General features: G+C 45.7%; 22 protein-coding genes. 13 read left to right on the top strand and 9 right to left on the bottom strand.

Features of this window, described 5'->3' with window-relative positions; genetic code table 11:
- Nucleotides 1-26: 26 nt before the first annotated feature.
- Nucleotides 27-869, bottom strand: a complete 843-nt coding sequence (gene mscC, locus NZD81_RS20010) for a mechanosensitive ion channel protein MscC (RefSeq protein ID WP_080478182.1) — start codon at nucleotides 867-869, stop codon at nucleotides 27-29.
- Nucleotides 870-1,991 (bottom strand): radical SAM/CxCxxxxC motif protein YfkAB, encoded by a 1,122-nt coding sequence (yfkAB, locus tag NZD81_RS20015; protein ID WP_040083733.1) that lies wholly within the window; start codon nucleotides 1,989-1,991, stop codon nucleotides 870-872. It abuts the gene before it with no gap.
- A 144-nt stretch (nucleotides 1,992-2,135) separates the two neighbouring features.
- On the opposite strand from yfkAB, the gene NZD81_RS20020 reads away from it, so the two are divergent.
- A complete protein-coding gene (locus NZD81_RS20020; RefSeq protein WP_003223132.1) occupies nucleotides 2,136-2,321 on the top strand; it encodes an SE1561 family protein in 186 nt (61 codons plus the stop codon).
- Between the two features lie 100 nt (nucleotides 2,322-2,421).
- Nucleotides 2,422-3,213 carry a delta-lactam-biosynthetic de-N-acetylase gene (pdaA, locus tag NZD81_RS20025; protein WP_069149179.1) on the top strand — a complete coding sequence of 264 codons (792 nt, stop codon included), beginning with the start codon at nucleotides 2,422-2,424 and terminating at the stop codon, nucleotides 3,211-3,213.
- Between the two features lie 36 nt (nucleotides 3,214-3,249).
- Here the strand turns inward: pdaA and NZD81_RS20030 are convergent, their stop codons facing one another.
- Nucleotides 3,250-4,110, bottom strand: coding sequence for an NAD(P)-dependent oxidoreductase (locus NZD81_RS20030; RefSeq protein ID WP_172641150.1), 861 nt, complete (start codon nucleotides 4,108-4,110; stop codon nucleotides 3,250-3,252).
- A gap of 98 nt (nucleotides 4,111-4,208) precedes the next feature.
- Nucleotides 4,209-5,168 (bottom strand): magnesium/cobalt transporter CorA, encoded by a 960-nt coding sequence (corA, locus tag NZD81_RS20035; RefSeq protein ID WP_172641149.1) that lies wholly within the window; start codon nucleotides 5,166-5,168, stop codon nucleotides 4,209-4,211.
- Nucleotides 5,169-5,285: 117 nt separating this feature from the next.
- Here corA and NZD81_RS20040 point away from each other — a divergent pair, with 117 nt between their 5' ends.
- The 11 genes from NZD81_RS20040 (at nucleotide 5,286) to NZD81_RS20090 (ending at nucleotide 18,021) form a co-directional block, all read left to right on the top strand.
- Nucleotides 5,286-6,149, top strand: a complete 864-nt coding sequence (locus NZD81_RS20040) for a DNA-3-methyladenine glycosylase family protein (RefSeq protein ID WP_289861101.1) — start codon at nucleotides 5,286-5,288, stop codon at nucleotides 6,147-6,149.
- A gap of 112 nt (nucleotides 6,150-6,261) precedes the next feature.
- Complete coding sequence (rlmD, locus tag NZD81_RS20045; protein WP_040083728.1) at nucleotides 6,262-7,662, top strand: 23S rRNA (uracil(1939)-C(5))-methyltransferase RlmD; 1,401 nt, start codon at nucleotides 6,262-6,264, stop codon at nucleotides 7,660-7,662.
- A gap of 572 nt (nucleotides 7,663-8,234) precedes the next feature.
- Nucleotides 8,235-8,519, top strand: coding sequence for a YfzA family protein (locus NZD81_RS20050; RefSeq protein ID WP_040083727.1), 285 nt, complete (start codon nucleotides 8,235-8,237; stop codon nucleotides 8,517-8,519).
- A 748-nt stretch (nucleotides 8,520-9,267) separates the two neighbouring features.
- Nucleotides 9,268-10,245, top strand: a complete 978-nt coding sequence (locus NZD81_RS20055; RefSeq protein WP_095432336.1) for a tRNA dihydrouridine synthase — start codon at nucleotides 9,268-9,270, stop codon at nucleotides 10,243-10,245.
- Between the two features lie 228 nt (nucleotides 10,246-10,473).
- Entirely contained in the window at nucleotides 10,474-10,983 is a 510-nt protein-coding gene (locus NZD81_RS20060) for a DUF6884 domain-containing protein (protein WP_095432311.1), read from the top strand.
- 230 nt (nucleotides 10,984-11,213) lie between these two features.
- A complete protein-coding gene (gene acoA / locus NZD81_RS20065) occupies nucleotides 11,214-12,215 on the top strand; it encodes an acetoin:2,6-dichlorophenolindophenol oxidoreductase subunit alpha (RefSeq protein WP_015252546.1) in 1,002 nt (333 codons plus the stop codon).
- Nucleotides 12,216-12,218: 3 nt separating this feature from the next.
- Nucleotides 12,219-13,247, top strand: coding sequence for an acetoin:2,6-dichlorophenolindophenol oxidoreductase subunit beta (gene acoB, locus NZD81_RS20070; RefSeq protein WP_014663223.1), 1,029 nt, complete (start codon nucleotides 12,219-12,221; stop codon nucleotides 13,245-13,247).
- Nucleotides 13,248-13,260: 13 nt separating this feature from the next.
- Nucleotides 13,261-14,457 (top strand): acetoin dehydrogenase complex dihydrolipoyllysine-residue acetyltransferase, encoded by a 1,197-nt coding sequence (gene acoC, locus NZD81_RS20075; protein WP_069149189.1) that lies wholly within the window; start codon nucleotides 13,261-13,263, stop codon nucleotides 14,455-14,457.
- 20 nt (nucleotides 14,458-14,477) lie between these two features.
- Nucleotides 14,478-15,854 carry an acetoin dehydrogenase complex dihydrolipoyl dehydrogenase gene (gene acoL, locus NZD81_RS20080; RefSeq protein ID WP_289861104.1) on the top strand — a complete coding sequence of 459 codons (1,377 nt, stop codon included), beginning with the start codon at nucleotides 14,478-14,480 and terminating at the stop codon, nucleotides 15,852-15,854.
- Between the two features lie 116 nt (nucleotides 15,855-15,970).
- Complete coding sequence (gene acoR / locus NZD81_RS20085) at nucleotides 15,971-17,788, top strand: acetoin dehydrogenase operon transcriptional activator AcoR (RefSeq protein WP_041521269.1); 1,818 nt, start codon at nucleotides 15,971-15,973, stop codon at nucleotides 17,786-17,788.
- 53 nt (nucleotides 17,789-17,841) lie between these two features.
- The gene (locus NZD81_RS20090; protein WP_014663227.1) at nucleotides 17,842-18,021 is read left to right on the top strand and encodes a small acid-soluble spore protein H; all 180 of its coding nucleotides are present in this window, start codon (nucleotides 17,842-17,844) and stop codon (nucleotides 18,019-18,021) included.
- Between the two features lie 36 nt (nucleotides 18,022-18,057).
- Here the strand turns inward: NZD81_RS20090 and NZD81_RS20095 are convergent, their stop codons facing one another.
- From NZD81_RS20095 to NZD81_RS20115, 5 genes are read right to left on the bottom strand one after another with little or no spacing between them, the layout of a single operon-like run.
- On the bottom strand, nucleotides 18,058-18,384 hold the full coding sequence (locus tag NZD81_RS20095) for a YnfA family protein (RefSeq protein ID WP_014663228.1): 327 nt from the start codon (nucleotides 18,382-18,384) through the stop codon (nucleotides 18,058-18,060).
- A gap of 53 nt (nucleotides 18,385-18,437) precedes the next feature.
- Nucleotides 18,438-18,995, bottom strand: coding sequence for a YfjD family protein (locus NZD81_RS20100; RefSeq protein ID WP_014663229.1), 558 nt, complete (start codon nucleotides 18,993-18,995; stop codon nucleotides 18,438-18,440).
- A gap of 23 nt (nucleotides 18,996-19,018) precedes the next feature.
- Nucleotides 19,019-19,786 carry a hypothetical protein gene (locus NZD81_RS20105; protein WP_014663230.1) on the bottom strand — a complete coding sequence of 256 codons (768 nt, stop codon included), beginning with the start codon at nucleotides 19,784-19,786 and terminating at the stop codon, nucleotides 19,019-19,021.
- A gap of 11 nt (nucleotides 19,787-19,797) precedes the next feature.
- Complete coding sequence (locus tag NZD81_RS20110) at nucleotides 19,798-21,021, bottom strand: hypothetical protein (RefSeq protein WP_103031757.1); 1,224 nt, start codon at nucleotides 21,019-21,021, stop codon at nucleotides 19,798-19,800.
- Nucleotides 21,022-21,026: 5 nt separating this feature from the next.
- On the bottom strand, nucleotides 21,027-21,341 hold the full coding sequence (locus tag NZD81_RS20115; protein ID WP_014663232.1) for a WXG100 family type VII secretion target: 315 nt from the start codon (nucleotides 21,339-21,341) through the stop codon (nucleotides 21,027-21,029).
- Nucleotides 21,342-21,464 lie beyond the last annotated feature (123 nt).

Genomic DNA, 21,464 nt, shown 5'->3' on the forward strand with positions numbered 1-21,464 from the left:
TTCCGACTCGGAATCAGTTTTTTTGTTTATTGGGTTCTCTCAATTCGGACCGCTTCCTCAAGCATTTGCACATTGTTTTGGTAGAGCTGGCGAACGAGTATTCGTCTTGCTGCAAGGCTGGCGCTGAAATAATCATCATCCTTCACCATGCCTTTCACCGTAAATTCGATGCCGCGATTGATTTTATTCAAAGCGGTGATGCCGTGGACTTGAAACGGTTCTGCCGGATTGCCGAATTCATCCCGCTTCAATGAATCACGAAGCTCTTCATTCAGCATGTCACATGCCTCTTCCAACACGCTGTACACGCGGTCTGGATCTTCTTTAAAGCTGATGAGAAACGATTCGATAATCCGCATAAAATGGATATTATAGTTCTCTATCTGCCTGACCTCGCCGTTGCTGATGGTGAGCAGTTTGCCGCTCCATTCCCGGATTTGCAGCGAGCGAAGGCCAATCTCCTCCACTGTCCCGTTAAACAAGTTGTTGACGGTGACATAATCGCCTTTGTGCAGCTGGCGTTCATATATTAAGAAGACACCGGCCAGCACATCTTTGATCAGAGATTGGGCGCCAAAACCGATCACGATACCTGCAACGCCTGCTCCGGCTAATATCTTGCCGAAATCATGCACAAATAAAGAAATAACGTAAAAGATAAATCCAATCGTCGCCGTATATTGGGTGACAGAACGGACAAGGCTTTCAATCGTTTTTTCCTTTTTTTCTTCAATAAAGTCCGTCCGTTTAAAAAACAGCTGTACCAGCCGGTTGATGATAAAAACACCAATCCAAAGGATAACGGCAACGAGGAGAATATCGACGATTTTATTCTGGAAAATCTCTGTAAGTGTTTCTTCCATCCGCATCTAACTCCTGGCTTGACGTTTTGTGAAATCTGTATCCTGATAATAAGTGTTTTTGACAAGAACATTCGGTCCGAGGCACCGGACATTCGGGCAGTGGCAACTCAGTTCTTTTGCAAGCTTGGTCTCTCTCCATTTTTCATAGGCGGAAGGGAGGCTGTCCGTCTGAATATTGCCAAGCGGCGGAGTATCGCCGAAATCGGTCACGATAATGTTTCCGTCAAAAATGTTTACATTCAGGCGAGAACGGCCGTCAGGGTCATTTCGCACGGTAACGTTTTTTGCCGAGCGAAGCCGGCGAAGCAGCTTTTGGTCGTCTTCGTCCGGACTACAGGCATAAAACGGCAGCGTTCCGAACAGCATCCACGTATTTTCATCACGAATATCCAGCAAGCGGTGAATGGCCTGTCTCATCTCTTTCAGGCTGAGGGATTCAAGAGCGCTTGCGAAATCGCTTGGATACATTGGGTGGACCTCATGACGCTGACATTTCATATCTTCTGTGATTTGGCGGTGAATATGCTCAATATGCGGAAGAGTTCGTTTGTTCAGCATCGTTTCCGCAGATACCATTACTCCGGCATCCACGAGCGTGCGGCTGTTTTCGATCATTTTTTCAAAATAGCGCGCGCGCTGTTCGAAGGTCGGTTTTCTGTCCATCATGGCAAAGCCGATTTCAGCAAAATCTTCAACTGTACCCCAGTTATGAGAAATATGTAGCACATCGAGATACGGAATGATCCATTCGTACCGCTCAATGTCGAGGGTCAGGTTTGAATTAATTTGTGTCCGTACACCCCGTTCATGGGCGTATTTCAATAAAGGAACGACATATTCCTTTACTGATTTCAACGAAAGCATAGGCTCTCCGCCTGTAATGCTGATGGAGCGCAGGCGAGGGATTTCCTCCAGCCGTTTTAACAGAAGATCTATTGGCAGAGCATTCGGGTCTTTAGGCTGCAATGTATAGCCTACAGCACAATGCTCGCATCTCATATTGCAAAGTGTCGTCGTTGTGAATTCAACGTTTGTCAGCTGCATGTCTCCGTATTGGTCAACATCCATATAGGCTTCCCAAGGATCAAACTCAGGCGTAATCGGACGCAGCTTCGTGTTTTGTGTCATGACTATCTAACTCCTTTATAAATGGGCATACTAACGCTGCCAACAGTTAATTTTAGACCTGATTTGCCAAGATCGCAAGTAGCGCGGCGATTGAAAAACCGCAAAAAATGAGCTACCATAATAAAAAATGAATGGAGGAACAGCATGGGGAACGCCGTAAACAATAAAGACCAGCAGATTGATTATTTAAAGAACAGACTTGACATGTTTATGAACGTCATCGATTCATTAGACCCTGAAGCAACCGACGTTGAAGATATAGACAGGCTCATCAGCATGCTTGATGACCTGGAAGCCAAATACGAACGTTTTAAAAAAGATTGGGAATAAAACCGCGCGCCGGCGCGGTTTTTTCTATTGGCATAAAGCAACAGTATAAAACAAAGCCCCTATCTGTAAAATAAGAAAAAATGCAGAAGGAGCGCTGGCCATGAAGTGGATGTGTTCAATATGCTGCGCCGCCGTATTGCTTGCCGGAGGTGCAGCACAGGCGGAAGCGGTGCCGAATGAGCCGATTAATTGGGGGTTTAAACGAAGTGTCAATCATCAGCCGCCAGATGCCGGGAAGCAGCTGAACCGCTTAATTGAAAAATATGATGCGTTTTATTTAGGGAATACAAAGGAAAAAACGATTTACTTAACGTTTGATAACGGGTATGAAAATGGCTATACGCCAAAAGTGCTTGATGTCTTAAAAAAACATCGCGTAACAGGAACGTTTTTTGTCACCGGGCATTTCGTAAAGGACCAGCCTCAGCTGATTAAACGAATGTCAGATGAGGGCCATATTATCGGCAACCATTCCTTTCACCATCCGGATTTAACGACAAAAACAGCTGATCAGATTCAGGATGAGCTTGATTCAGTCAACGAAGAGGTTTATAAAATTACGGGAAAGCAGGACAACCTGTACTTGCGCCCGCCGCGCGGCGTGTTTAGTGAGTACGTACTGAAAGAAACGAAACGCCTCGGCTATCAAACCGTTTTCTGGTCAGTCGCTTTTGTTGATTGGAAAATCAATAACCAGAAGGGGAAGAAATATGCTTACGATCATATGATCAAGCAGGCGCACCCAGGAGCTATTTACCTGCTTCACACTGTATCAAGGGACAATGCTGAAGCACTTGATGATGCGATCACAGACCTGAAAAAACAAGGCTACACTTTTAAAAGCATTGATGATCTGATGTTTGAGAAAGAAATGAAGATGCCGTCCTTGTAATGAGAAAAGCCTCTCCTGAAACGGAGAGGCTTTTCTTTATTTTATACATTTAATCAGTGCGGCCCAATCCAGATCTCCGAAGCCTTGTTCAATCCCGCTTTCAAAATGGCTCTTGGCCAGCTCGGCAAGAGGAAGATTTGCAGAAACCTGTTTTGCGGCGGCGAGTGCCAGGTTGGTATCCTTCAGCCCTAATGACATTTTGAAACCGGCCGGCTCAAATTTCTGCTCGGCCATGATGGTTCCGTAATTTTGGTAGACAGGGGAGCCGAAAAGCGCGCTGGCAATTTCTAAAAATTGTTTTTGTTCTAAGCCGTACTTCTCCATCATTAAGAAAGATTCAGATAACGCCTCCAGCATAGACACGAGTAAGAAATTGATGCTGATTTTTGCTGCATTTGCTATCTTGCTTTCTTCGCCGACGTCAAATACCTGCTGGCTGAGGCTGTCGAGCAGAGGCTTGGCGGTTTGCTTCGCTTCCGCCGGTCCTGCTGTTATGATGCGAAGCGCGGCTTTGGCTGCGGCATCCGGTCTGCCAAGGACGGGAGCGGCGAGAAAAGATTGTCCTTTCTCTGCATGAGCCGCTGCGAGCTTCTCTGAGAATTCAACACTGATCGTGCTCATCGAGATGTGAATGCCATCCTCTGCTAATCCTTCAAGCAGCCCGTCTTCTCCAAATGTCACGGCGCTGACAGAATCATCATCTGCAAGCATTGTCATGACAATATCAGCGGACTTTGCCGCCAGCCGCGGCGTATCAGCTGCCTGTGCGCCTTCTGTGACAAGTTCTTCCGTCTTTTGTTTCGTCCGGTTATATACAGTCAATTCGTAGCCTGCTTGAAGAACATTTCGGGCAATGGGCTGTCCCATATTGCCGAGTCCGATGACAGCAATTTTCAATCTGATCACTCCCTGAATATTTTTTCCATTATAAACAATATAAACAGAATATGCATAGCAATCGGCTTACAACAAAAAAGAACAGCTTCCCGCTGCCCTCATTTAAAAATATTGAACCATCCTTTATGTACAAACCAAATCAGCATCCCGATCACAAGCGCGGCCATCAGGCCAAGTACAGCAAAATATCCGTATTTCCAATGCAGCTCCGGCATGAAGTCGAAGTTCATACCGTATACACCGGCAATAAAGGTGAGCGGGATGAAAATGGTCGACACGATCGTCAGTGTCATCATAATCGCATTCATCCGGTTTGAGTTTAGCGTCACGTAGCTGTCACGCAAATCGGACGTCATGTCCCGGTTGGATTCCACAATTTCAGACAACTTTAACAAATGATCGTATATGTCACTGAAGTAGGCTTTCGTTTCCCGCTGCTCTTTCACATGGTCAAGACTTAAAATCCGATAGAGCAAATCACGCATCGGGATAATTGTCCGTCTTAAATGCAATAGATCTGTTCTGAGTTCAAACACCTCGTTCATCAGCGTTCCATACGTTTTGTGGGGGCGGCTTTCTTCAATTTCATTCAGCCGGTCCTCAATTTTATACACGAGGGGAAAATATTCATCGACAAGCTGATCCATGATCATATAAGAAATATGCCCAGGCCCTTTTTTAAATATGTCCGGTGAAGCATACAAACGCTCCCGGACTTTGGCGATACCGGGCGTTTCGTGTAAATGAAAGGTGACGATAAATTGTTCGCCCTGAAAAATATCGACTTCCTCCGTCTCAAGTGTTTCCTTATTCAGCGCATGAATCACGTAAAAACGATAGCCGTCATAATGGTCAAGCTTCGGCCGCTGCATGTGCTGGAAGCAATCCTCAATGGCAAGCGGATGAAAATGAAAAAAATCTCTCAATAACGCCGTTTCCGTATCCTCCGGGCCGTAAAAATCAACCCAGTACCATGCAATATCAGGCTGTTCCACTCGTTCAATCGGTATATTTTTCAGCAGCTGATGCTCTGTTGTGATTGCGGTAATGTTGATCATAAACAACCCTCCACCTGCCATTATATCATGCGGTCTTTATGAGAAAAGTATACGGTACTCTCTGCCTGTTTCCAGTGGCATGTTATACTGAAAAAAAACGGAAAAAGGGTGGATCACATGTGGAAGGAAAAAGTATCTGTCACGCCGCCGTATCATTTTGACCGCGTATTGGACAGGCTGTCTTTAGACCCCCTCAATGCTGTCGATCGAGAGGCGAGAGAAGTCCGCGTGCCGATCAGAAATCATGCGGGAGACGTTTGTATTGTAAAAGTACAGGCGTTAGGCCATGCTGACGAGCCTGAGTTTCTCGTTAGCGGGGAAACGGATCAGGATGAGATGATGAAGGAAATCAAGCGGATTTTTCAATGGGAACATCACTTGCAGCACGTTCTGGATCATTTCTCAAAAACGAGTCTGTCCGCCATTTTTGAAGTGCATGCCGGGACACCGCTTGTTCTGGACTACAGTGTGTACAACTGCATGATGAAATGCATCATCCACCAGCAGCTCAATCTGTCCTTTGCTTACACGCTAACAGAACGGTTTGTTCATGCATTTGGCGAGCAGAAGGATGGCGTGTGGTGCTATCCAAAGCCGGAAACAATTGCAAAACTCGATTATCAGGATCTGCGTGATCTGCAATTCAGCATGAGAAAAGCGGAATACACCATTGATACATCAAGGATGATCGCAGAAGGCACACTCAGCTTGTCAGAACTGACGCATATGGCGGATGAAGACATTATGAAAAAACTGATTAAAATCAGGGGCATCGGCCCGTGGACCGTGCAAAACGTCCTCATGTTCGGACTTGGCCGTCCCAATTTATTCCCGCTTGCCGATATCGGCCTCCAGAATGCCATCAAACGCCATTTTCAGCTGGACGATAAGCCGGCAAAGGATGTCATGCTGGCGATGAGCAAGGAGTGGGAGCCTTATTTAAGCTATGCGTCTTTATATTTGTGGAGAAGTATTGAATAATTCATCTGACAATGAAGGAAAACCTGCAAACGTGTTATACTAGTTAGATGTGAAAAAACATTTCACTTTCTGCCATCCGCAGAAAGCTTCATATAGAAACGGAGAGAAAAACGTGAACCAACAAAAGAAACAGGCGCCCGTCGAACTGAAGGTCGGACAAACCTTTCCGCTGACGATTAAGCGTCTCGGCATTAACGGAGAAGGTGTCGGCTATTTTAAGAAAAAAGTCGTCTTCGTGCCCGGCGCGCTTCCTGGTGAAGAGGTTGTGGTGCAGGCCACAAAGGTCCAGCCTAAGTTTTCGGAGGGCCGCATTAAGAAAATCCGCAAAGCGTCTGAGCACCGGGTGGCACCGCCTTGCCCCGTGTACGAACAATGCGGCGGCTGTCAGCTCCAGCACCTTGCATACAGCCAGCAGCTTCGAGAAAAACGCGACATCGTCATTCAGTCTCTTGAACGCCATACGAAGTTTAAAGTAGAGAACATGGAAATCAAAGAAACGATTGGCATGGACAATCCGTGGAATTACCGCAACAAAAGCCAATTCCAGATCGGGCGCTCGCAAAGCGGCAGCATCATCGCCGGCTTATACGGCCTTGATTCTCATGACATCGTTCCGATTAAAGATTGTATCGTTCAGCATCCGGCAACCAACAAAACAACAGGCATCGTCCGCCGCATTTTAGAGGACTTCAATGTGTCTGTTTATAATGAAAGAAAACGAAAAGGCGATGTTCGCACGATCGTGACGAGAGTCGGCTTTGAAACAGGCGAGGTACAGGTCGTGCTTGTAACCGCAAAAGAAACGCTTCCGCACAAGGAAGAAATCGTCAAAGCGATTCAAAAGCGATTGCCAGAGGTCAAATCCATTATTCAGAATGTAAACGGGGAGAAAACCTCAGTGATTTTCGGTGAGAAAACGAAACCGCTCGCAGGAAAAACAGTGATTCAAGAGGTGCTCGGCGATGTAGCCTTTGAATTGAGCGCCCGCGCTTTCTTCCAGCTCAATCCCGAACAGACCGTCAAGCTGTATGACGAAGTGAAAAAAGCGGCGCAGCTGACCGGAAAAGAAAAAGTCGTAGATGCGTATTGCGGCGTCGGCACTATCGGCATGTGGGTGGCGGACGGAGCGAAGGAAGTCCGCGGCATGGACGTCATCAAGGAATCAATTGACGATGCCAAGAAAAATGCCAAAAAACACGGCATGGCAAATGCCACATACGTAACAGGAACAGCCGAGCACTGGCTCCCGAAATGGACGAAAGAAGGCTTCCGCCCGGACGTCGTCATCGTAGACCCGCCAAGAACCGGCTGTGACAGCACGTTCTTGGACACGATCAAAAAAGTCAAACCGAAACGCTTCGTCTACGTTTCCTGCAATCCATCCACGCTTGCGAAGGATTTGCAGACGCTGTCAAAGGACTATCGCGTGGACTATATTCAGCCTGTCGATATGTTTCCGCAGACTGCTCATGTTGAAGCAGTGGCGAGGCTTGTATTAAAATCGTCTCATTAAGTCCTAATCAGATCTGGATTTCGGTAGTATGAACAATTCCGATTTCCGGGTCTTTTTCATGTGCAGCCCTAGTTCTGACTGTCTTTCTCAATTCACTAGTGACTTACTTAGCGATCTCTATCTTCTTTATCTTTTTTTGATAAGAAAGTAGATCAACTTAAATTAATTACGTTCATATCAACGCCCATAAAAGTCTTGTGTATTATCTTCATCATAATTTGATTCTTCAGCGTGAGAGCTTATAGGCTGACTGGATACAATTACAAATATGAAAACCATCGAAATTCTTCATTTTTTATACTCTATTTCCTTTATGCATTTTATTAAATAATAAGATTGTATATAATTTGTCCCCCTTCTAAAAAATAAAATATAAGTAAAACATTAAATATATATTTTTCTAATTAGCAGTGATTATCCCGAAAAAATTAGCTTAAGTATGATTGAATTACATGAGTAGAATAATGTAAAACAAAAGATGTATTTTCATAATTTGTAAAATCATATATTGACTTGCAGTTATTATGTGTAAAATATTATTTATGGAAATGTAAGGAAAGGTAAGGAATTAAATGGATAAAGTGTGCAAAAAACGACCGTTATTTAAAAGAAGTTGGTTTCAAACGTTGTTGGCATTTTTAGTTTCACAGCTGTATTTTAATTTTGTAGAATTAACGGGATGGGGCCCTAATTATAGAGAAATGAATGGATTCCCAGCAAACATAGTTGAACTGGATTTCTTTCAAACATATCTTTCATTCTATGATAATCCATGGTTTAATATTATTACTGTTTTCTTGGGAGTTTTCACTATTATACAAATAATCATAGGTATAACAAAGGATATTCGAAATTAAAGCAATAACTTCTGATGCCTTATTAATGATGAAAGAAATGAACACTTTCTTATTAATCTTATGAGTGAAGACTGCGACACTTAGTCAGCAGTCTATTTTATTGGTTCTGGATCAGGATTACCGTCCTCACCCTCAAGCGGTAAGTTAAGGCTTTTTCATTCTCTCGAGTACTCAGATATGCCACCCCAACTCAATTTACTTAATCAGGTTATCTCTTGAAATTAGTTTTTCCACAAATGATATTGAGATACGGATATGGTGTAGCGTTAAATATCTTATCTCGATAACAGGACAATTATTTTGCTTTTGTAATAGGGAGAACTCATATGATATTCTATTTAGGTTGGAATACTTTTTATCCAAAAAGTTCAAAAGTAAGGCCACTAAGAAAGATGAAGGTCAGCGGTAATATTAATAAACCACAATATAGATATAAAAAATAGGTGTAGATAATCATCACACTTTTTTCTCTTTCGAACCGATTATAAGGTTCAGGGGTTGAAGAACTATATGGGGATAATTAAAGCGATACTCCATTACGTTAACCCAATTAAGGTGTTCTATCTTATCTATTCTATTTCAGTTTGCTGTTTCACTTTTGATCGTGTAAAAGTGAAATGTTCAACATTTCCTATAGTTTGATAAGAAATGCTTTCGCATGCTATAAGTGTAAAAAGAAGCATGGTCAGTTTTTAATTTTGGGATAAAGGTTTGACTGTATCCCATCATGAAAGGATTTGAATGTATGATGACAGATAATTTCTGGCGTGAATTACCACGGCCATTTTTTGTATTGGCACCAATGGAAGATGTGACAGATGTTGTTTTCCGGCATGTAGTAAGTGAAGCAGGCAGACCGGATGTGTTTTTTACAGAGTTCACAAACTCAGAGAGCTATTGCCACCCGGATGGGAAGGATAGCGTACGCGGCCGTTTGACTTTTACAGAGGATGAACAGCCAATGGTAGCCCATATATGGGGAGATAAGCCTGAAAACTTTCGTAAAATGAGTATTGGCATGGCAGAGTTAGGATTTAAAGGCCTAGATATCAATATGGGCTGTCCTGTGCCTAATGTGACACAGAACGGTAAGGGAAGCGGCCTTATCCGCCGGCCGGAAGTTGCAGCAGAGTTAATACAAGCAGCAAAAGCAGGGGGATTGCCTGTAAGCGTAAAGACAAGACTTGGTTTCACGGATGTGGATGAATGGCGCGAATGGCTGACACACATTTTGAAGCAGGATATTGCCAATCTTTCTATTCATCTGCGTACAAGAGCAGAAATGAGCAAAGTGGATGCGCATTGGGAGCTCATCCCGGAGATTAAGAAACTTCGTGACGAGGTGGCACCAGATACACTGTTAACAATAAACGGAGATATTCCTGACCGTCAAACTGGCTTGAAACTTGCTGAACAATACGGCGTCGATGGAATTATGATAGGGCGCGGTATTTTTACGAATCCTTTCGCTTTTGAAAAGGAGCCGAAAGAGCATAGCAGCAAGGAATTGCTTGACCTCTTAAGGCTGCATCTGGATCTCCATGATAAGTATTCAGCATTAGAAGCACGTCCGTACAAACCTCTTCCTCGCTTTTTCAAGATTTACCTTCGCGGGTTCCGAGGAGCAAGTGAATTAAGAAATCAATGCATGAACACAAAGTCAACAGATGAAGTGCGTGCATTGCTCGACGAATTTGAGAGAAAGTATCTTGATGGGATAGAGTAACAGCAGTGCTTGATTCAAAAAAGGCTAACAAAATAAAGGGATTTTCACACCATTCTTGACTAAAATAAACCTGGATGTTCGGTAAAATAAACAATTCCGATTTCCGGGTCTTTTTTGTACGCAGCTTTTACTCAGCCTGTCTTTTCTCGCATGTATTGTTTAGTCATGCAGGAATAAGAAAATAATGGTACATTTAGTGGAGATATCTCATAAAGGGGGAGAGAAAACATGAAACGGCTATGCATCATCCCCTGTGGCAAGAAAAAAATCTGGGATGTCCAGTCTGATGCCGGGCCGGTAAGAGCGGCGGACGCTTATCTCAGCCCGTTTCATCAGGCGTGCGAGCGGTATGCGAAAGCATTTTTCGATGAGTGGGTGATTTTGTCGGCGAAGCACGGCTTTCTTCGCCCTGATGATATCGTATCGAAAAATTACGATGTCACTTTTGGCACCGGTCATCCGGAAATCATGACAGCGGAGGAGCTGGGCCGCCAATTTTACGAAAAGGGCTTTTCTGATATTGAAGAGCTAGTCATGCTTGGCGGGAAAAAATATCGAAACATTCTCAACGCCGTCATCGGAGAGCATCAGCATATCAGCTGGCCGCTGACATCATACAAAGGCATTGGCTATATGCTTCAAGCATTGAACCGGGCTGTTGAAGAAAAGCATGAACTGATTGATTTTCTTTCAAAAGCGGCTAATCAATCAAACGATGCAGAGGAACTAGGAAGTTAACATCATTTCCAAGGAAATAAATACGTCGATCATTGTCAAAGGCCGGGTGATGCCCGGTCTTTTTTTGTATGCTGTAAAACGAGACAAATAGATCAGTTTGAGACAAAACGAGACACCCGTCTCAAACTGTCTCCAGTGTAAAAATGAAAAGGCTGATTTGACGGGCTTCAAATACTGGCACACTTCTTGCTTTTATAATCGTGAACCCTAAATAGAAGGAGGCGCACAAAATGGAATTGTTAAAACGAGAAGGCTTGTCATTAACTGAGGAAAAAGCGCTGTGGATGTACCAAAAGATGCTGGAGATCAGGGGCTTTGAAGACAAAGTGCATGACCTGTTCGCCCAGGGAGTGCTTCCTGGATTCGTTCATTTATATGCCGGTGAGGAAGCCGTGGCTGTTGGGGTGTGCGCTCATTTACATGATGGCGACAGCATTACAAGCACACACAGGGGACATGGACATTGTATCGCCAAAGGCTGTGATCTGGATGGCATGATGGCGGAAATTTTCGGGAAAGCGACCGGATTGTGCAAAGGCAAGGGCGGTTCTATGCACATTGCGGATCTCGATAAAGGCATGTTAGGGGCAAATGGAATCGTCGGAGGCGGATTTACGCTCGCGTGCGGATCAGCGCTCACGGCTAAATATAAACAGACTAAAAATGTAAGCGTTTGCTTTTTTGGAGACGGGGCAAATAACCAAGGCACCTTCCACGAAGGGCTGAATCTAGCGGCTGTATGGAACCTTCCTGTCGTGTTTGTTGCTGAAAACAACGGCTATGGAGAAGCTACCCCATTTGAGTACGCATCAGCCTGTGATTCAATCGCCGATCGGGCGGCTGCTTATAACATGCCGGGGGTTACAGTTGACGGGAAAGATATTTTAGCAGTTTACCAGGCAGCCGAGGAAGCGATAGAAAGAGCAAGAAACGGCGGAGGCCCGTCTTTGATTGAATGTATGACCTACAGAAACTACGGCCATTTCGAAGGGGATGCCCAGACCTATAAAACGAAGGATGAAAGAGTTGAGCACCTTGAAGAAAAAGATGCCATTCAAGGCTTTAAAAACTACCTTTTAAAAGAAACAGATGCTAATAAGCTGTCAGACATTGAACAGCGTGTCAGCGAATCGATTGAAAAAGCCGTCTCGTTCAGCGAAGACAGCCCATATCCAAAAGATTCGGAGCTGCTGACAGATGTGTACGTGTCATATGAAAAAGGAGGAATGTAAGAGATGGCGAGAGTCATAAGCATGTCAGACGCGATCAATGAAGCAATGAAGCTTGCGATGAGAAGAGATGAAAATGTGCTTTTGATCGGTGAGGATGTTGCCGGCGGAGCGGCTGTTGATCATTTGCAGGATGATGAAGCATGGGGCGGTGTATTAGGAGTCACAAAGGGGCTCGTACAGGAATTCGGGCGCACAAGAGTGCTGGACACACCGATTTCTGAAGCGGGCTACATGGGTGCAGCTATGGCTGCGGCATCCACGGGGCTGAGACCGATTGCAGAATTAATGTTTAATGACTTTATCGGCACATGCTTTGACCAGGTGATCAACCAAGGGGCGAAATTCCGCTATATGTTCGGCGGTAAAGCGCAAGTGCCGATTACCGTCCGCACCACATACGGAGCGGGATTTCGGGCCGCTGCCCAGCATTCACAAGCGCTGTATGGCCTTTTCACGAGCATCCCGGGACTGAAGACGGTTGTTCCATCCAGCCCGTATGATGCCAAAGGTCTGCTGCTTGCAGCAATAGAAGACAATGATCCGGTGTTCTTCTTTGAAGACAAGACGTCCTACAACATGAAGGGCGAGGTGCCGGAAGATTATTATACAATTCCGCTCGGAAAGGCCGACATCAAACGTGAAGGCAATGATGTCACGCTATTTGCAGTCGGCAAGCAGGTCAATACCGCGCTTGAAGCAGCTGCACAGCTTTCAGAGAGAGGCATCGAAGCTGAGGTGCTTGATCCCCGCAGTCTGTCTCCTCTTGATGAGGATGCGATTTTCACATCGTTAGAAAAAACAAACCGGCTGATCATCATTGATGAAGCCAATCCGCGATGCAGCATTGCTACAGATATTGCAGCGATTGTCGCAGACAAAGGCTTTGATTTGCTTGATGCGCCGATTAAACGGATTACAGCACCGCATACACCAGTGCCTTTTTCACCGGTGCTTGAAGATCAATATTTGCCGACACCAGATAAAATTGTCAGCGTCACGCTTGAATTGCTTGGCGAGCCGGCAATGAACTAAAGGGGGGACACAAATGGCGGTAAAAGTAGTGATGCCAAAATTAGGAATGGCGATGAAACAAGGGGAAGTATCGATATGGAATAAAAAAGTAGGCGACCCGGTTGAAAAGGGAGAAAGCATTGCCAGCATTCAATCGGAGAAAATTGAAATGGAGATCGAGGCGCCTGAAAAAGGAACGCTGATCGACATCAAAGTGAAAGAGGGAGAAGAGGTTCCGCCCGGCACTGCAATCTGCTACATCGGGGACGCCAATGAGTCGGTGCGGGAAGAGGCAAGCAGGCCTGCTGCTGAAGACAGCGTGCCGCAAGCCGTCCAGCCCGTCAAACAAGAAAACAAACCCGAAGCCTCCAAAAAAGATCGATTGAAAATATCTCCAGTTGCGAGAAAAATAGCGGAAAAAGCGGGGTTAGACCTGAAACAGCTGAAAGGCACCGGACCAGGCGGAAGAATCGTGAAGGATGACGTGACAAAGGCGCTGGCTGAACAGAAAAAAGCTCAGGCAAAACCTGTTTCTGATCAGAAAGCGCAGGAAACCCCGGTGACAGGCATGAGAAAAGTCATCGCTGCCCGAATGCAGGAAAGCTTGGCAAACAGCGCGCAGCTGACGATTACGATGAAGGCTGATATCACTAAGCTTGCCACTCTTCAAAAACAGCTTTCACCAGCTGCGGAAGAACGGTACGGCACAAAACTGACAATCACTCATTTTGTCTCAAGAGCCGCCGTTCTCGCACTGCAAGCTCACCCTGTGCTGAACAGCTTTTATCAAAATGAGCGCATCATCACACATCCTCATGTGCACCTTGGTATGGCTGTAGCCTTGGAAAATGGCTTAGTGGTGCCTGTCATCCGCCATGCTGAAAAGCAATCGCTGATTGAACTGGCTCAATCCATCTCAGAAAATGCCAAAAAAGCACGCGAGGGACGTGCGGGAAGCGACGAGCTGCAAGGCTCAACCTTCTCCATTACAAACCTTGGCGCTTTTGGAGTTGAGCATTTCACACCGATATTAAATCCGCCGGAAGCAGGCATTCTCGGTATCGGAGCAAGCTATGACACACCGGTGTACCAAGGGGAGGAGATCGTCAGAAGCACGATCCTGCCGCTCAGCCTGACATTTGATCACAGAGCGTGTGACGGCGCTCCAGCAGCTGCATTCCTGAAGGCGATAAAAACATATTTGGAAGAACCCGCGGCATTAATTTTATAGGAAAAGCAGGTGAAAACGACATGACACTAGCCATTATCGGCGGCGGACCTGCAGGCTATGCGGCTGCGGTCTCCGCGGCACAGCAGGACAGAAACGTGCTGCTCATTGACAAAGGCAAGCTTGGGGGGACCTGCCTGAATGAAGGCTGCATCCCCACGAAGTCTTTGCTAGAAAGCGCAAACGTTCTTGATAAAATCAAGCATGCCGGCAGCTTTGGAATCGAACTCCCCGCAGGTGCGATATCAGTCGATTGGAGTAAAATGCAAAACCGAAAACAGCAGGTTGTCAGACAGCTTGTTCAAGGCGTTCAGTACCTAATGAAGAAAAATCAAATACAGGTTGTAAAGGGAACAGCCTCGTTTCTTTCTGAAAGAAAGCTTTTGATCGAAGGACAAAACGGAAAAGAAATCAGAGAGGCGGACCAAATATTGATTGCCTCAGGATCAGAGCCGATCGAGCTGCCGTTCGCTCCTTTTGACGGCGAATGGATCATCGACAGCAAAGACGCGCTTTCTCTTTCCGAGATTCCGTCTTCACTTGTCATTGTCGGCGGCGGTGTCATCGGGTGTGAGTATGCAGGGCTGTTTGCCAGATTGGGATCGAAGGTGACCATCATTGAAACAGCGGGACAGCTGGTCCCTGCAGAAGATGAAGATATCGCCCGTCTCTTTCAAGAAAAGCTTGAGGAAGACGGTGTTGAAGTGCATATTTCATCCAGGTTAGAGCGGGTGGATCAAACAGCGAAAACGGCAATATGGAAAAGCGGCCAGCGTGAGTTTAAAACAAAGGCCGATTATATACTGGTGGCGATCGGCAGAAAACCCCGTCTTGACGGATTACAGCTGGAGCAGGCGGGAGTTGATTTTTCTCCAAAAGGCATTCCGGTGAATGGGCACATGCAGACGAACGTGCCTCATATTTACGCGTGCGGAGATGCAATAGGAGGCATTCAGCTGGCACATGCCGCATTCCATGAGGGCATCATTGCTGCTTCTCATGCTTCTGGAAGGGATGTCAAAATCAATGAGAAACATGTGCCGCGCTGCATCTACACGTCCCCGGAAATCGCGTGTATCGGAATGACAGAACGACAGGCAAGAAGCGTATACGAGGATGTGAAGATTGGCGAATTTCCTTTCTCCGCAAACGGAAAGGCGCTCATTAAACAGCAAGCGGAAGGAAAGGTCAAAATCATAGCTGAACCGGAATTCGGCGAAATCGTAGGTGTTTCGATGATTGGTCCGGATGTAACCGAGCTTATCGGCCAGGCGGCAGCGATCATGAATGGTGAGATGACGGCTGATATGGCAGAGCATTTTATCGCCGCCCATCCGACTTTATCGGAAACATTGCACGAGGCGCTGCTAAGCACGATCGGGCTTGCAGTACATGCATAATAAGAGGAAAAGCAGGCGCATGGATATAAGGCGTCTGCTTTTTTTATTGTTGAAAGCGCTTTATTTTTCCCCTACAATAAATGAAAACGGCGTGTAAGGGAGGAGCGATCAAGGAAATGAATTCGGTCCCAAACGATTTGCAAACCTGGAAACGTTTTGTGAAAGACGGTGTGCTTGACGAAGCCAGAATAAGAAAACGGATCGCCGAGTCATGGCATCGCTGCAAAAAAGCTGAGGTCAATCCTTATTTAGAAAAAGGCCCGAGGGTTTTACAGCAAACGGAGCTGGATCAGCAGTCAAAAAAGCATTCATTCTTCCTGACGACCGCAAAGCCTTACCTCGAAAAACTGCTGCCTGCCATAAAAGAAATGGAAATGATGGCGCTGTTAATTGATTCAGATGGTGTTGTACTGGCATTGGACGGCCATCCCCGCGCGCTCTATGAAGCCAAACGCATCAATTTCGTCGAAGGGGCATGCTGGACAGAAACGGCTGTCGGAACAAATGCGATTGGCACGGCGCTCCACATCAGCGAGCCGGTTGCAATACAAGGGTCAGAGCATTACTCCATCGCTTCCCATCTTTGGAACTGTTCAGCCGCTCCGATTCACCATGAGGATGGCAGCCTTGCGGGTGTAATTGACATATCATGTCCGGCGGCAGGCGCGCATCCTCATATGCTTGGTATTGCCACGGCGATTGCCTATGCCGCTGAACGGGAACTCGCAGCTAAAAGCCGTGAGAAAGAGCTGGAGCTGATCAGCCGTTTTGGGGAGAGAGCTGCATCCAGTGTGCCGATGGTGCTCTGTAATAACAAGCAGCACATCGTCAGTGCGAGCATGCCGATTCGAACCTCAATGCCGGATTGGCAGGGCCGGCATCTGTACGAGTTGAAGGAGCGGGGCTATTCAATCGAAAAAGCTGTCACCATAGGAGGTGGCGGCACTTGTTTTTATCTTTCGGAACAAAAGAAAAAGAAGGCGTTTCGATTCAATGGAGTGATCGGGCAAAGCGGCCGATCGCAAGCGATGCTGATGCACCTTGAACGAGCAGCTGCGACGGATGCAACGGTCTGTTTGTCGGGTGAAACGGGTACGGGGAAGGAGGTCGCGGCTCGCGCGCTTCATGAGAACAGTGAGAGACGGCACGGTCCGTTTGTTGCTGTCAATTGCGGAGCGATTCCGTCTGATTTGATTGAAAGCGAACTGTTCGGCTATGCGGAAGGCGCTTTTACGGGAGCGAAGCGAAATGGCTATAAAGGCGCCTTTCAAAAAGCGAATCAAGGCACCTTATTTTTAGATGAGATCGGAGAAATCTCCCACTCGATGCAGGTTGCGCTTTTACGCGTGCTTCAGGAACGTAAGATTACGCCAATCGGCGGGGCAAAAGAAATTCCGGTTGATATCAGAGTCATTGCCGCCACACATTGTGATTTACGCGAGCTTGCCGAAAGCGGAAAAATCAGAGAGGACTTGTTTTACCGCCTTCATGTCTATCCAATTGAACTTCCTCCATTGCGCGATCGCCCCGAGGATATTCCGGATCTCTTCGAGTACTTCAAACAGAAGAATCATTGGCCAGGCGAACTTCCTTCTGATTTTTGTGAGGTGCTGAAGCATTGGAAGTGGCCGGGAAATATCCGTGAGCTATTTAATGTGTTTGAACGTCTTTCCATCAGATTTCCGGACGGCCGGCTTGGAGATGAGCCGCTTTCCGCTTTACTGGAAGCCGCTGGACTGCCGGTCAGCACTGCAGAAAAACAGCCCGCTGCTGCCGGCGTGCTCAAACTTCGTGAGCAAATCCAAAAGGATATGATGATCAAAGCGCTTGAATCCGCAAAAGGAAACGTCTCTCAAGCCGCCAAAATCAGCGGGATCCCGCGAAGCACTTTCTACAAACGCCTGAAAAAATTCAATTTGTCCGCTGAATCATAAAGCATACTTCCTTCAGGAAATGGAAACATTATGTATTGAAGGAGGGTGTTACGATGAATATACAAAGGGCGAAAGAAATTGTAGAATCTCCCGATATGAAAAAAGTAACGTACAACGGTGTTCCTATTTACATTCAGCACGTGAATGAAGAAAACGGAACAGCAAGAATTTATCCGCTTGACGAACCGCAAGATGAGCATGAAGTGCAGCTGACAAGCTTAAAAGAGGATTAAACAAAAATGGCCCGCTTCATAAGCAGGCCATTTTGTTTATCCGCGCGGCGCAAATAAGATGACGCAGACACCGATGAGACAAATGCATGCGCCGATCCAATCATACAGATCAGGTGTTTTCCGGTCAACAAGCCATCCCCACAGGACCGCAAGCACGATGAATACCCCGCCATAAGCGGCGTATACACGGCCGAAGGAAGGGAAGGACTGGAATGTCGGAAGAATGCCGTAGACAATCAAGATCAATGCTCCGGCGATCCCGTAGCCGGCTGGCTTTGCCTCTCTCAGCCATAGCCAAACCAGATATCCGCCGCCAATTTCAGCAAGCCCCGCCGCGAGAAATAAAAGAATGGTAACCAGCATTCATGAGCACTCCTCAAGTTGCTTTTCTCTTTCATTATAAAGGAGGAGAGCTGTTAAAGCTTTGGATGATTTTCAAATTCCTTTAAATACGCGCTGCGCTGAATCTCCGTAAATTGGCTGATCCAGTTGCTTTTCGCCTCTTCATTCAGATGAGGGAGGATATAGCGTTCCACCGCTTCAAAAAACAATGGATTCGCGATAATGTTCCAAGTAGGGATGCGAACGACTTTTCCGTCTGTTTTCTCGATGATAATATCTTCAAAAAAGATCCCTTTCAAGCTGTAATGATGCCGTCCCATATAAATCCGTTTTACCTCAGAAAACATCACGCTGCGCTTTCTAGAGAAAATCTCGCCATCAGGCCCTGTTTTTACGCTGAAAATGACATTTCCCCGGCTTGTGAACGCCGGAAAAGCCATAAAAAATGTGATCAATCCATAAACGATCGCCATTAATCCGCCGCCCAAATAAAGCAGGGCATACTTAGATTCAAATGTAAGAGCTTCAGACACCAGCCATACTCCTACAATAAAAGCGCCTCCTGTAGCGAGGAACAGCCATATTCTAAAAAACAGTCTGCTTTTGACCTTAATTATTTCATTGTTTTTCAATTGCTATTCTCCTTTATCGCTCTTTAGCAAAAAAGTATTCCTTTTATCACATCTTTATTTGCTGTTACGATAGAAAATTCATTTTGAGTAATGCCTGTTACCAGCCAAGTATGACGGCTGCCAGGCAGGACGAAAGCCATATCAGCCACTTCCGGCGAGTTGTCTTTGTCATAAACCAGCCGCATCAGCGTATCCATTTTTCCTTTTCGCAAAGCCAGATCATTTACAAAACGGGTCACGTCCTCTTGGTGATCATGCTTATCTAGAAATTCCTTCAGATATGCGGGAGTGTCTGAAGCGCCCTCCAGAAGCCATTCGAATTCAGTTGACGTCAGGGTGATCATTGATTCTTTATGATCTTCTGCATCTATTACATTTAAAAACTCGTATGTTTTAGAGAGTACTCCATTAGTTGAATCCATTTTTTTGATTCTATGTACCTGTTCATCAAACAGCAATTCATGAGAGTAAGTGCCAAACTTCGAAACATGGCAGGATATATTCTGTTCTTTGGCTTGTTCATCAAATTTGGATAGCTTCACTGTATAGTCCGCATCGTTTAACACATGGATAAACGGACAGTATTCGTCCTTTAACCGATATTGATGATTCCGATATTCCGCCGCCTCCTTGGCTAAGAGTGAGCGGCACGCAGCTTCAAATAAGGAGCCGAGCTGTTCATCTTCTATTTCGGGAAAATAAGCTTGTTTTAAGGCCATTCCCTGTTCAAAAAACCCTTCGCTGTAAAAACAAAACAAGAGTTCTTCTATGCTAATTGTAAACTGCTTCATTGTTTATTCTCCTATCCAAATGAAAATTTCCCTTTAAGGAAATGGGTTGCGCCGTGTATAAGCGAATCCGCTGTTTTCTTTGCTTTTTCCATTCCTTTTTTCGCGCTGTCTATCCCTTTATGTATCGATTTATTCGCCGCATCTATGCCGTCATTCACTGATTTGACGACTTTGCCGGCTGATTCCAGCCCTTTTTTGGCTGTATCAACGACAGCATGGATCGGCTCTTTCAGCTTTATCGCTGCTTTTTCAGCATAGACTGATGTGAATTTTGCGATTTTTTCCCCAACAAATCCGCCTACCGCCGAACCAATTGTGCCTCCGACTACGGTGCCGACAGGGCCTAACACACTTCCTACGGCACCGCCTACAACAGCACCAGCTGTCGCACCGCCCGCAATAAAAATGGTGTTATTCACAGCATTCCCGACGGCCTTGGCGTTTTCACGCTTGAGAACTTCCGGTTTGTCCTGGTATTTCGCGTAATTTTCAGCTATTTTCAAGCCCGCTCCGAACGTTTCGGTCGCACCGGTAATCAGTGTGGCGGTAATGGCATTTCCTTTTGCGAATTTTAAACCCGTTTTTCCTACATCCTTTAAAGTTGAGCGTACGCCGGCTTCATTAAGAAATCCTTTTGTGTAGCTTCTGACGCTGTTTGAAAAATCCACCGTGTCCTGAGGGAAGTATTTTGTAAACTTTTTATGTACCAAATCTGAAAATGGCCGGTTTGTCTTTTTTAACAAATATTTAGGGTTCAAAAGCACTCTTGCCGCTTTTTGATAACGGGAGCTGTCAACGGCCCTGGAAATATCCAATAGAAGTTTTGAGTGCTGGGCGGTATGCAAGCCGCTTGGCTGTTTCACAAATTTCGTAAGCCCTAATCCGTAATATTTTCCCTGTGTCAGCATAAGGGCGGTTAAGCTTGTCATCGTGCCGTATTTGTCGTAGGCATTGTAGAGCTTTCGCAAAATATCATCTTGTTCCACAAATTTATCGCCCGTTTTTCTGATGAAAATCTCATTGTCATTCAGCTTGGTGACGAGCGCTTTTCCTGAGCTCCACGCATCGCCCACTCCGGAAAAACAGCTGCTGTAGCGGGGATCGCATTGCAAAATCATCTGCCCCAGCTCCACATGCAGATCCTTATATTTGTTTTCCATATCAGTCAATTCAGTGACTACATCATTTGCAAGCTGTTCAAGCTTATCCGGATCAACTGCAATGTTTCCTGACACACCGTTCACCTCCCGAGTTTATGTCTTTCCTCTCTTGCTTTACGTTCCAGTTCTTCCATTCTGGCAATTTCAGTTTTTCGTTCTTCTATTTTGACAGCGGCTGCCTTCAGCTCCTGGCTAGTTTCAAGCAGCTCCTGTTCAAATTGGTCGTAGGCGGCTTTCGTTTCCTCGAAATCCTGGTCAAACGAATCTCTTGCTTTTCCCTGCCAAGCATCTCCCATTGCAGATAACCGGGATTCAAGCAGCATTTTGGAGCTTCTGACCTCTTCTGCGGCCGCACTGTACTTGTTTGCCAGCTCAATGACTTTATATGAGTCCAACTTTTGTCCCCTGCCTTTTCTAAATTCACGCACAATTGGATGTTTTATATAAATGATTATAAATAATTCGGCATGTATCCGAATCGTACAAAAGAACCTTTTCATAAGAACTGGAAGGGCGTA

The organism is Bacillus sp. B.PNR1, assembly GCF_030386235.1.
Taxonomy (GTDB): domain Bacteria; phylum Bacillota; class Bacilli; order Bacillales; family Bacillaceae; genus Bacillus; species Bacillus stercoris.